The sequence below is a fragment of the Pseudomonas sp. AL 58 genome (genome assembly GCF_036348395.1).
GTDB classification, from domain to species: Bacteria; Pseudomonadota; Gammaproteobacteria; order Pseudomonadales; family Pseudomonadaceae; genus Aquipseudomonas; species Aquipseudomonas defluvii.
Genome location: NZ_JAZBQR010000020.1, coordinates 1 through 11,872, shown reverse-complemented (window position 1 = coordinate 11,872; position 11,872 = coordinate 1). Strand labels below are relative to the sequence as shown.

Genomic DNA, 11,872 nt, shown 5'->3' with positions numbered 1-11,872 from the left:
TGCTATAGTCTAGCTTCCATATACTATGGCGTTTCGAGTAAAAAATGCGACACCCAGCGGGCCACGATCTCGCTGTAGAAACCTGATCAGAGCTAACAATCAGCCAACGGGGGTTTCAGTTCGCCAAGCGCGGCTGCCTCCTGCACAGGACACTGTCATGTCGATCTACGAACAAGGCCTCGCGCCCGCCTCTGTCAATCACACTGCCCTTACTCCCCTGAGTTTCATCGAGCGCACGGCCGCTGTCTATGGGCAATATCCTGCCGTCATCCATGGCTCGATCCGCCGTAACTGGCAAGACACGTATGCCCGGTGCCGACGCCTTGCCAGCGCTCTGGCCGGCCGTGGCATCGGAAAAGGCGACACCGTTGCCGTCATGCTGCCCAACATTCCGGCAATGCTGGAGGCACACTTCGGCGTGCCAATGATCGGCGCCGTACTGAACACCCTTAACGTGCGCCTGGATCACGAGGCCATCGCGTTCATGCTTGAGCATGGCGAAGCCAAGGTACTGATCACCGACCGCGAGTTCCACTCGGTGATCACTGCAGCACTGGCCCTGCTGAAGAACCCACCACTGGTCATTGACGTTGATGACCCGGAGTATGGCGAAGGCTGTGCGGTCAGTACGCTGGATTACGAGGCCTTCCTCGCTGAAGGCGACCCGGACTACGACTGGACCTGGCCGGAAGACGAATGGCAGGCCATCTCGCTCAACTACACATCCGGTACTACCGGCAACCCCAAAGGCGTGGTTTACCACCATCGGGGCGCCTACCTGAACTCGCTGGGCAACCAGATCACCTGGGCAATGGGCAACCACCCGGTCTACCTCTGGACCCTGCCGATGTTCCACTGCAACGGTTGGTGCTATCCGTGGATCGTCACTGCCCTGGCCGGCACCCATGTATTCCTGCGCCGGGTAGACCCACAGAAAATCCTGACCATGATTCGCGAGCATCAGGTCACTCACCTGTGCGGTGCACCTATTGTGCTCAACGCACTGATCAACATGCCCGACACGGCCAAAGCCGCCATTGACCACCCCGTCAATGCCATGGTTGCCGGCGCTGCGCCACCGGCCAAAGTGATTGGCGCGGTCGAGGAAATGGGCATCAAGGTGACCCACGTCTACGGCCTGACTGAAGTGTATGGCCCGGTCACCGTATGTGCCTGGCATAGCGAGTGGGACGAAAAGCCACTGTATGAGCGCGCCCGCATCAAGTCACGCCAGGGCGTTCGCTACGTCACGCTTGAAGGCCTGATGGTCGCCGACCCACAAACCCTGGAGCCTGTACCGCGCGATGGCAACACCATCGGCGAGATCTTCATGCGCGGCAACACCGTCATGAAAGGCTACCTGAAAAACCCGACTGCCACTGCTGAGGCGTTCCGTGGCGACTGGTTCCACACCGGCGACCTCGCCGTCTGGCACCCGGACGGCTATGTTGAGATCAAGGACCGGTTGAAAGACATCATTATCTCGGGCGGCGAGAACATCTCGACCATCGAGGTTGAAGACACGCTGTACCGCCACCCTTCGGTACTTGAAGCCGCGGTGGTCGCTCGTCCCGATGAAAAATGGGGTGAAACCCCGTGCGCCTACATCACGCTGAAAGGCCACTGCCAGGACACCACCGAAGACGAGATCATCGCCTTCTGCCGCGAGCACCTGGCCGGTTTCAAATTGCCGAAGACGGTGATTTTCAGTGAGCTGCCAAAAACCTCAACCGGCAAGATTCAAAAGTACTTGCTGCGTGACTGGGCAAAAGCGCTCTGATCCCTACCCACCCGATTTCTGCGAGACCCGCGATGCCTGAGTTCAATGCACCACTGCGCGACATGCGCTTCGTCCTTCATGAGGTTTTCCAGGGCCCTGCCCTTTGGGCCCGCCTGCCAGCACTGGCCGGCGCGGTCGATGCAGAGACTGCCGATGCGATCCTTGAGGAGGCGGCGAAGATTACCGGCCAGTTGATTGCCCCGCTCAACCGCAGTGGCGATGAAGAGGGTGTCGGCTTCGAGGCAGGCGCTGTGACCACACCGCAAGGCTTCAAGGAAGCCTGGCAGACCTACCGCGATGGCGGCTGGGTAGGCCTGGCCGGGAACCCGGCGTATGGCGGCATGGGCATGCCAAAGATGCTGGCCGTGCAGTTTGAGGAAATGCTGTATGCCGCCAACTGCAGTTTCAGCCTTTACTCGGCCTTGAGTGCCGGTTGCTGCCTGGCCATTGACGCTCACGCCAGCGAAGCCTTGAAAGCCACCTACCTGCCGCCGCTCTACAGCGGCGAATGGGCTGGCACCATGTGCCTGACCGAGCCTCATGCCGGTACTGACCTGGGCATCATCCGCAGCAAGGCTGAACCTCAGGCTGATGGCAGCTACGCCATCAGCGGCACCAAGATCTTCATCACCGGTGGCGATCAGGACCTGACCGAGAATATCGTTCACCTGGTACTGGCCAAGTTGCCCGATGCCCCGGCTGGGCCGAAAGGCATCTCACTGTTCCTGGTGCCCAAACGCATGGTTAACGCGGATGGCAGCCTGGGTGCAACCAACGCCGTCAGTTGTGGCTCGGTAGAGCACAAGATGGGCATCAAGGCCTCCGCGACCTGCGTCATGAACTTCGACGGCGCGATTGGTTACCTTGTCGGTGAAGAAAACCGTGGCCTGGCCGCCATGTTCACCATGATGAATTACGAGCGTCTGTCCATCGGTATCCAGGGCATCGGCTGCGCCGAAGCCTCATACCAGAATGCCGCCACCTACGCCCGCGACCGTCTGCAAAGCCGCGCCGCCGGAGGCCCGCAGGCGAAAGACAAGATTGCCGACCCGATCATCGTTCACCCGGATGTACGGCGCATGCTGCTGACCATGCGCGCACTGACCGAAGGTGGTCGCGCCTTCGCCACCTACGTCGGCCAGCAACTGGACATCAGCAAATACGGTGAAGACGCCGCCGAGTGTGATTCTGCACAGCGCCTGGTCGCACTGCTGACTCCCGTAGCCAAGGCGTTCTTCACCGACACTGGCCTGGAAAGCTGCGTGCTGGGCCAACAAGTGTTTGGTGGGCACGGCTATATCCGCGAGTGGGGCCAGGAACAGCTGGTACGTGATGTGCGGATCGCACAAATCTACGAGGGGACCAACGGCATCCAGGCACTGGACCTGCTCGGTCGCAAGGTAGTTGCCGATGGCGGCCAGTCGCTGGCGATCTTCGCCCGGGAAATCCGCGCCTTCTGCGAAACCGCAGCACCGTTCAGCGAGCCATTGCTGCAAGCCTTGGCCCAACTGGAAAGTACCAGCCAGTGGCTTTGCCAGCAGGCCGTCAAGGACCCGAATGCGGTGGGTGCTGCTTCGGTTGAATACCTGCATATGTTTGGCTATGTAGCCTACGCCTACATGTGGTCGCGAATGGCAGCCACCGCACACGAGAACCGTGCGCAGGATCCGGCCTTCTATCAGGCCAAGCTCGCCACCGCAGCGTTCTACTTTGAGCGCCTGCTGCCACGCGTGCTCTCGCTGCACGCCAGCATTCGCGCTGGCAGCACGACGCTCTACACGCTGTCCGCCGAGCAGTTCTAAGGCGGGCCACCAACGGGGCCTTGGTGCGCAGGTACCAAGGCCCCGTTGTCTTGTCTGAAAGAGACGTCCATTTGATTGCCCGCTGTATCACGCGCAAGAATGATGGTCCGTCGCGTTCGACCTACAGCACCATGGCCGCCACCCAGCCAAAGGCCAACAGCGGCAAATTGTAGTGAATAAAGGTTGGAACCACCGTGTCCCAGATATGGTGATGCTGCCCATCGACGTTCAACCCGGAGGTTGGCCCCAAGGTCGAATCCGACGCCGGCGAACCGGCATCACCCAGCGCGCCAGCGGTGCCAACGATGCACACGGTAGCCACAGGATCGAAGCCCAACTGCACGCACAGAGGGACGAAGATCGCCGCCAGGATCGGTACGGTCGAAAACGACGAGCCGATGCCCATGGTGACCAGCAGCCCAACCAGCAGCATCAGCAATGCACCGACCCCTTTGCTGTGATCGATCCAGACCGCCGATGCCTCGACCAGTGTTTTCACCTCGCCTGTGGCCTTCATTACCTCGGCAAAACCCGACGCCGCAATCATGATGAAACCAATCATGGCCATCATTTTCATGCCTTCGGTAAACAGGCCGTCAGTCTCCTTCCAGCGGACAATGCCCGACAGCGAGAAAATCAGGAAACCGGCCATGGCACCGATGATCATTGAGTCCAGCCATAGCTGGATAATGAACGCGGCAGCGATGGCACAGCCGGCTACCAGCAGTGTCAGCGGGTTGTAACGTACTGCGACCTGCTCGACCTGCTCGATCTTTTCCAGGTCATAGGCGCGTTTTTTTCGATAGCTGAAGAACACCGCCAGCAACAGGCCAAAAAGCATGCCCGCCGCCGGAATGGCCATGGCATGGGTCACGTTGACGCCACTCACATCCACACCGCTGCGGCTGACATTCGCCAACAGAATTTCATTAAGGAAAATGTTGCCGAAACCAACAGGCAGGAACATGTAGGGCGTGATCAAGCCAAAGGTCATGACGCAGGCCACCAACCGACGATCAATCGACAACCGGGTCAGCACATACAACAGTGGCGGCACCAGCAGTGGAATAAACGCGATATGGATCGGCAGAATGTTCTGGGAAGAAATGGCCACCACCAGTAGCAGTGAAATCAGCAGCCATTTGACCTTGCCGCCTTCATTGCCACGCTGTTGATCGAACATTGCCAGCGCCCTGTCTGCCAGTGCGTGCGCCAACCCCGACTTGGCAATGGCCACGGCAAAGGCCCCGAGCAATGCATAAGACAGTGCTACCGTTGCACCACCGCCCAGGCCACCGTTGAACGCCTTCAAGGTGCCCTCGATACCAAGACCACCTGCCAGCCCGCCGGCCAAGGCACCGATGATCAGCGCAATCACCACATGCACGCGGGACAGGCTCAATATCAGCATGATGCCGACCCCGGCAATTACTGCATTCATTCCAGAGACCTCTTGAAAACCAGACAAAAAGCGTGCGCTTCGGCAACGGGATGGCCCGGCCGAACGAATTAGTATTTTTATGGAGGGCGCACACTCTGAAGCAGACACCCCGCCTTGTCAAAGCAGGGGCCCCGAACGGGGTCGCCTGAACATCCGAAAATGACGCTTTTCAATTGAGCGTTTAAATAAAGAAACAGTATTGGCGGCCGTTACAGTCGATAGCCTCAATCATTTTTGATTCAAAGGACTTCGCCATGTCGCTCAGACAACTTTCCATTCAATGGAAAATCACCCTGCTGGCCGGACTTTGCCTCGCGAGCATTGTCACCCTGCTGGTAGGACTTTCGTTGTACCGCATGGAACACAACTCCGACCTGGTCAAGGCCAGCAGCATGCAGATGCTGACTGAAGCTGCCCAGGCTCGCATCGAGTCTCAGGGCGAAGTCCAGGCCTCAAGCATCCGTCGTCAATTCATGGACGCCTACCAGTACGGTGCCGGTTTCGCCCGCCAGGTCCTGTTCCTGCGCGAGCAGTCCGAAAAGCGCTTCCTGGATGCGTTCGACCTGCGTGAAGACATGACCCGCCAAGTGCGCTCGGCATTGCAGGCAAACCCCGAACTGCTGGGCCTGTCGCTCGTCTTCGACCCCAATGCACTGGATAACAAAGACGCGCTGTTCATTGGCCAGAAGGACTTGGGCAGTAACGAAACAGGTCGTTTTGCGCTGTACTGGTCACAGCCAACACCAGGCAATCTGGTGTCCATGGCATTGCCCGAACATGACATCAACGACACCAGCGTCGGCCCGAGCGGGGAACCCGCCAACACCTGGTTCGCCTGCCCACGCAGCACTCGCCAACCGTGCGTGGTTGAACCGTACTTTTATGAGATCAACGGTCAACAGGTGCTGATGACCAGCATCGTCTACCCGCTGATCGTGGCCGACAAGGTCGTTGCCTCTCTCTCAGTCGACATCAATCTCAACAGCCTGCAAGGGCTCAGCCAGCAAGCCAGCCGCAGCCTGTATGAAGGCCGTACCCAGGTCGGGATCCTCAGCCCTGTCGGCCTGTTGGCAGGCTACAGCCCTGACGCGAGCAAACTGGCCCAGCGCTTTGAACAGGTCGACAGCGCCAACGGCGCCGAACTGGTTCGCCTGCTGGCCGATACCAGCGCCATGCACAGCATCCACCACAACAACCGCTTGAAGGTACTGGCGTCGTTTGCCCCCATCCCAGGCGCCAAGTCATGGGGCGTATTACTGGATGTGCCTGAAAGCGCACTGACAGGCCCGGCCGAAGCACTTAAAGCGGAGCTGGATCAACGCAACACCAGCGGCACCTTGATCGAGCTGGGGCTTGGCCTGCTGGCGGCACTGGTGGGCCTGCTACTCGTCTGGTTGATGGCCCGCAGCGTCACCCGCCCTATCCTCGGTGTTGCAGCGATGCTCAAGGACATTGCCAGTGGCGAAGGCGACCTGACCCGCCGCCTGAACTACGACAAACGTGACGAGCTGGGTGAGTTGGCCGGTTGGTTCAACCGTTTCCTGGACAAGTTGCAGCCGACCATTGCAGAGGTCAAACAGTCGGTTCAGGCAGCCCGTAATACTGCCGACCAGTCTTCGGCGATTGCCAGCCAGACCAGTGCCGGCATGGAACAGCAGTACCGCCAGGTCGACCAGGTGGCTACCGCCTCCCACGAGATGAGTGCCACCGCGCAGGACGTCGCTCGCAGCGCAGCACAAGCCGCTCAAGCGGCCCGCGAGGCGGATCAGGCCACCCGCCAGGGCCTGGCAGTTATCGACCTAACAACCAGCAGCATCGACACCCTGGCGGCCGATATGAGCTCTGCCATGCGCCAAGTCGAAGGCCTGGCCGAAAACAGTGAAAAGATTGGCTCGGTGCTGGAAGTGATTCGCTCGATCGCCGAGCAGACCAACCTGCTGGCCCTGAACGCGGCCATCGAGGCGGCCCGGGCGGGTGAAGCCGGTCGCGGCTTCGCCGTTGTCGCCGATGAAGTGCGCAACCTGGCGCGACGCACGCAGGAGTCGGTCGAAGAAACCCGTCAGGTCATCGAGCAGCTCCAGGCCGGTACGCATGACGTCGTGGGCGCGATGGACAGCAGCCACCGCCAGGCCCAGGGCAGCGTCGAACACGTCAGCCAAGCCGTCATCGCCCTGCGCCAGATCGGTGATGCCGTCACGGTCATCACCGACATGAACCTGCAGATTGCCAGCGCGGCCGAGGAGCAAAGTGCGGTGGCCGAAGAGATCAACAACAACGTCGCAACCATTCGCGACGTTACCGAATCGTTGGCCGGTCAGGCCAATGAGTCGGCACGGGTCAGCCAGTCACTCAACAGCCTGGCCAACCAGCAGCAAGGCCTGATGGATCAGTTCCGGGTGTGACAACCTACCCCGTAGCGGCTGCCCAGCCGCTACGGGGCGACCTGCCGCTTGCCTTGGCGTGGCAACTCAATACTGACACGCAATCCTCCCATGGGACTGTCCTGCAAGCTCATGCGCCCGCCCCAGGCGTCGACGATATCGCGCACAATGCCCAACCCCAGGCCATGACCATCGACCTGCTCGTCCAACCGAGCACCGCGGTTTAACACCTCATCACGCAAATGTTCCGCGATACCCGGGCCATCGTCGTCGACCCACAGCACATAACCCTCGGCACACTCCTGAATAGTGACGCACACCTCTGCGAAAGCCCACTTGCAGGCGTTATCCAGAAGGTTGCCGAGGAGCTCCAACAAGTCTTCACGGTCCCAGGGCAAGAGCAGGCCCGGCGCCGAGACATGGTTGAGGATAAGCGCCTGGCCATGAATCATGTTCAAGGTTGAAAGCAGCCCTGGCAGTTCGGCATCACAATCGAACTGAGCCCCTGGCAAGGCATCACCTGCCAACCTCGCACGGTTCAGTTCCCGCCCCAACCGTTGCTGAATCTGCTCAAGTTGCTCACGCAACTGTTCACGGATTTCGGGGTGATCGTTGAGCTTCTCGCTGGAGGCCAGGCTGAGCAACACCGCGAGGGGCGTCTTGAGTGCATGCCCAAGGTTTCCCAAGGCATTTCGTGAACGCCTGAGGCTGTCTTCAGTGTGGGCCAGCAGGTGGTTGATCTGCGCAACCAGAGGCTCCAGCTCTGTCGGCACTTGCGTATCGAGCTGAGAGCGCTTGCCCTGCTGGAGCTGGGCAATCTGTTCGCGCGTACGCTCCAGAGGTCGCAGGGATCGGGTAACGGTTATTCGCTGAAGTATCAGGATCAGCAACAGGGCTATCAGCCCCATTCCCAATCCGATCTGCTGCATGCGCCGAAAGCCATCGCGTACGGGGGTATAGTCTTGCGCCACGCTGATGGAGATCAGTTGGCCCAGGCGCCGATAGTCTGCACGCAGCACCAGCAGCTGCTGCCCCTCAGGGCCAAGCTGCAGCCCCGCGTGCAAGCCTGGGGTTTTCGGCATGGGCATGTCCATGTCCCACAGGGAACGGGAACGCCAGCTGCCGCCCTCAAAATCAACGCGGAAGTAATAGCCGGAAAATGGCCGTTTGTATGCAGAGGATACCCGTCGCTCATCCAGATCCAGGCCGGACTGGCCGCGCCCCAATGCAACCAGAAGGTTCTCACTCTCTTTGCGCAACCCGGTTTCCAGGTAGCGTTGCAGCCCGACCTCGAACAACCACAAACTCAACTGAGCCAGTACCAGCCCCACGACGACCAGTACGCCAACCAGGCCGAGGCTCAAACGCGCCTGAATCGACTTCACTGCCCCACTCCACCGAAGCGGTAGCCTTGGCCACGGCGGGTTTCGATCACACTGCGACCGAGCTTGCGACGCAGGTGATTGACATGAACCTCCAGAACATTGGAGTCGCGCTCGGTTTCACCATCGTAGAGGTGCTCAGCCAGGTGGCTCTTCGAAAGGATCTGCTGAGGGTGCAGCATAAAGTAGCGTAACAACCGAAACTCAGCCGCAGTCAGTTGCACGTCTTCACCATTGCGCGTCACGCACTGGCGACCTTCATCCAGGTGCAAACCCGCCGACTCCAGCTTTGGCTGGTTGGCCAGGCCACGCGCACGACGCAACAACGACTGAATGCGCAGTTGCAGTTCTTCGGGGTGAAAAGGCTTGGTCAGGTAATCATCGGCTCCAGCCTTGAGCCCTTCAATACGCTCAGCCCAGGAATCGCGGGCCGTCAGGATCAGCACAGGCGTAGCCAGCCCGCCGGAACGCCACTGTGCCAGAACCTCAAGCCCAGGCAGCCCGGGTAGGCCAAGGTCCAGAATGATCGCGTCATAGGGCTCGCTCGCGCCTTGATACACCGCATCACGCCCGTCAGCCAGCCAATCGACTGCGTAGCCCTGACGCTGTAGACCCGCAGTCAGCTCATCGGCCAGCGGAACATTGTCCTCGACCAGTAGCAAACGCATCAGTCGTCTTCCTCATCTTTGAGCAGCGCACCGGAGGCCGCATCGAGTTTGATTTCACGCACGACACCTTCGGTGGTCAGCAATTCCACTTCATAGACATACTGGTTGTGTTTCTCCTCCAGCTCGGCCTCCAACAGCCTCGCCCCGGGATGTCGGCCCAGGGCTTGTTGCATCAACTGCTCGAGCGGCAGGATGACGCCCTGCTGACGTAAATGCAGGGCTTCATCCTGATCAAGGTCACGGGCCAGCACTTGCGCACAGTACGCTGAAAGTATGAGCAGCAGCGCCAAGCCCGTTCGAGAAACGTGTTTCATCACTTGTCCTGATGGTCCTTGAGGACTGCACCGGTAGTTGCATCCAGGTCCACATCCCACTCTACGTTCTGGGCATCACGCAGTTCGACCTTATAGATGTAACGGCCGTAGGCGTCTTCCAGTTCAGTGTCCGTCACCGTTGCACCTGGGTGCTTGGCCAAGGCGGCAGCATTGAGCTTCTCGAAGGACTGAATCTTGTTCTCCTGAACCAGCTTCATCGCTTGGTCCGGCCCCAGGTCTTTCGCCATGGCAATGTTGGCGGTCAGGGCAAGGGCAGCGGTGGCGAACAGGGCAGTCAACGTTTTCATAGTGCATCTCCATAAAGGTTAATCTTGTCCACGGGGAGCAGAATAACGAACTGGACTTAATTCAAACTGAAAATGGCTGGCCCCATGATAGCGCAGCACTACCCCGCTAATGCCTGGCGTTCTCTATAATCAGCGCCTCTGACTGCGAGGTCCGTATGAGTGCGATCCATATCAAGTATCCGGCGCTAACCTTCAAAGCAGGCACGCAAGCCTTTGCCAGGTTACGTCAGCGCCCCTTGCAGGCAGCGGATGTGGGCATCGTGCCCGGCGCTGCGGGTGGCCCAAAAGCACTCGGTATTCAGGGCCTTGATCTGGCATTGTTCGGGCAATGGCTACCTTCAGCCCCGCGTGAACGGTCATTGATCGGCGCCTCTATTGGCTCCTGGCGCTTCGCCAGTGCCTGCCTCCCCCAGCCTGCGCAAGCGCTACGCCGTCTAGGGGCGCTGTACACAGCCCTGGACTTTCCAAAAGGTGTAACCCAGGAGGACGTCAGCCTGAGTTGTCATCGAATGCTTGATGCGCTGCTTGAAGGACGCGATGCACAGATCCTAGACAATCCGCTCTATCGACTGAATATCATGCTGGTCAAGAGCCATGGCTTGCTCGCGCACGATCAGCGCGCTCGATTGGGCGCAGGGCTATCCGCTGTGATTGCCGACAATCTACTCGGGCGCTCGCGCTTGGCTCGGCATTTTGAACGGATCATCCTCCATGATGCCCGCCTTACTCCGCCTCTACAGCCACTGAACGACTTTCCGTCACGGTTGCTGCCGCTGAGTACCACCAATCTACGCCAAGCCCTGCTGGCTTCTGGCTCGATTCCGATGGTGATGGAAGGTGTACGCGACATACCAGGTGTCGGCCGCGGGACCTTTCGCGATGGTGGCCTACTCGACTACCACCTCGACTTACCCTACAACGGTGACGACATAGTCCTGTACCCGCACTTCACTGATAAGGTTGTACCTGGCTGGTTCGACAAAGCCCTGCCTTGGCGGCGAGGCAATGCCGAGCATCTGAAAAATGTGCTGTTAGTGGCACCTTCAGCGCAGTACCTGGCCAGCCTGCCATACGGCAAATTACCCGATCGCAGCGATTTCAAACGTTTCATCGGTGATGCGACTGCGCGACAACGCTACTGGCACAAGGCAATGGCTGAAAGCCAACGTCTGGGTGACGAGTTTCTTGAATGGGTAGAAACCGGCAAGCTACATGAGCGTCTGCAACCACTGCACTAGCCTTGCTGTTAAACTGCTCGCCAGCATCGCTTCTAAGAGTTATAGACACCGTGGAAATTTTCAAAGAATTCACGTTCGAATCCGCCCACCGCCTGCCGCACGTACCCGACGGGCATAAGTGCGGGCGCCTGCATGGCCACTCGTTCAAGGTCGCACTGCACCTGACCGGCCCTCTCGATCCTCATACAGGCTGGATCCGCGACTTTTCCGAGATCAAGGCGATCTTCAAGCCGCTCTATGAACAGCTCGACCACAATTACCTGAACGACATCCCTGGCCTGGAGAATCCTACCAGCGAGGTGATTGCTAAGTGGATCTGGGACCAGGTCAAGCCGTTGCTGCCGGAGCTTTCCAAGGTCCGCATTCATGAAACCTGCACCAGCGGCTGCGAGTATTACGGCGACTAAATCGCACGTAGCGAACAGCAAACCACCCGTGATGGGTGGTTTTTTTTGCCCGCAAAAACCGGAAATTTTTCAAAGCCACAAAGACAAAACCCCTACCTGCATGTGCAGATAGGGGTTTCGGAATTTAATCTTGACGATGACCTACTCTCAC

At 59.2% G+C, this 11,872-nt stretch carries 10 protein-coding genes and 1 pseudogene; 6 read left to right on the top strand and 5 right to left on the bottom strand.

Translation table 11 applies throughout. From position 1 onward, the window contains the following. Nucleotides 1–157 precede the first annotated feature (157 nt). On the top strand, nt 158–1,780 hold the full coding sequence (locus UIA24_RS18770; RefSeq protein WP_330523543.1) for an acyl-CoA synthetase: 1,623 nt from the start codon (nt 158–160) through the stop codon (nt 1,778–1,780). Between the two features lie 32 nt (nt 1,781–1,812). Further along, nucleotides 1,813–3,582: an acyl-CoA dehydrogenase C-terminal domain-containing protein gene (locus tag UIA24_RS18765; RefSeq protein WP_330523542.1), complete on the top strand. Its 1,770-nt coding sequence runs from the start codon at nt 1,813–1,815 to the stop codon at nt 3,580–3,582. 121 nt (nt 3,583–3,703) lie between these two features. Here UIA24_RS18765 and UIA24_RS18760 read toward each other — a convergent pair whose 3' ends face one another. Then, entirely contained in the window at nt 3,704–5,023 is a 1,320-nt protein-coding gene (locus tag UIA24_RS18760; protein WP_330523541.1) for a Na+/H+ antiporter family protein, read from the bottom strand. Nucleotides 5,024–5,277: 254 nt separating this feature from the next. On the opposite strand from UIA24_RS18760, the pseudogene UIA24_RS23375 reads away from it, so the two are divergent. Next, nucleotides 5,278–6,567: pseudogene (locus UIA24_RS23375) on the top strand (HAMP domain-containing protein); the annotation flags it as partial. A 102-nt stretch (nt 6,568–6,669) separates the two neighbouring features. Next, entirely contained in the window at nt 6,670–7,425 is a 756-nt protein-coding gene (locus UIA24_RS23370; protein ID WP_371917235.1) for a methyl-accepting chemotaxis protein, read from the top strand. 29 nt (nt 7,426–7,454) lie between these two features. Here UIA24_RS23370 and UIA24_RS18750 read toward each other — a convergent pair whose 3' ends face one another. Genes UIA24_RS18750 through UIA24_RS18735 form a run of 4 tightly spaced genes read right to left on the bottom strand, consistent with a single transcriptional unit; the run spans nt 7,455 to nt 10,076 of the window. Continuing rightward, nucleotides 7,455–8,789, bottom strand: a complete 1,335-nt coding sequence (locus tag UIA24_RS18750) for an ATP-binding protein (protein WP_330523540.1) — start codon at nt 8,787–8,789, stop codon at nt 7,455–7,457. Further along, nucleotides 8,786–9,454 (bottom strand): response regulator transcription factor, encoded by a 669-nt coding sequence (locus UIA24_RS18745; protein ID WP_065758496.1) that lies wholly within the window; start codon nt 9,452–9,454, stop codon nt 8,786–8,788. Before UIA24_RS18745 ends, UIA24_RS18750 begins: the two co-directional genes overlap by 4 nt. Beyond that, entirely contained in the window at nt 9,454–9,768 is a 315-nt protein-coding gene (locus tag UIA24_RS18740) for a PepSY domain-containing protein (RefSeq protein WP_102053081.1), read from the bottom strand. The genes UIA24_RS18745 and UIA24_RS18740 overlap by 1 nt, the downstream gene beginning before the upstream one ends. Beyond that, nucleotides 9,768–10,076 (bottom strand): PepSY domain-containing protein, encoded by a 309-nt coding sequence (locus UIA24_RS18735; protein ID WP_065758494.1) that lies wholly within the window; start codon nt 10,074–10,076, stop codon nt 9,768–9,770. Before UIA24_RS18735 ends, UIA24_RS18740 begins: the two co-directional genes overlap by 1 nt. A gap of 155 nt (nt 10,077–10,231) precedes the next feature. Here UIA24_RS18735 and UIA24_RS18730 point away from each other — a divergent pair, with 155 nt between their 5' ends. Next, a complete protein-coding gene (locus UIA24_RS18730) occupies nt 10,232–11,314 on the top strand; it encodes a hypothetical protein (protein WP_102053082.1) in 1,083 nt (360 codons plus the stop codon). Nucleotides 11,315–11,364: 50 nt separating this feature from the next. Then, entirely contained in the window at nt 11,365–11,721 is a 357-nt protein-coding gene (queD, locus tag UIA24_RS18725; protein WP_083199754.1) for a 6-carboxytetrahydropterin synthase QueD, read from the top strand. The last annotated feature ends 151 nt before the right edge of the window (nt 11,722–11,872 follow it).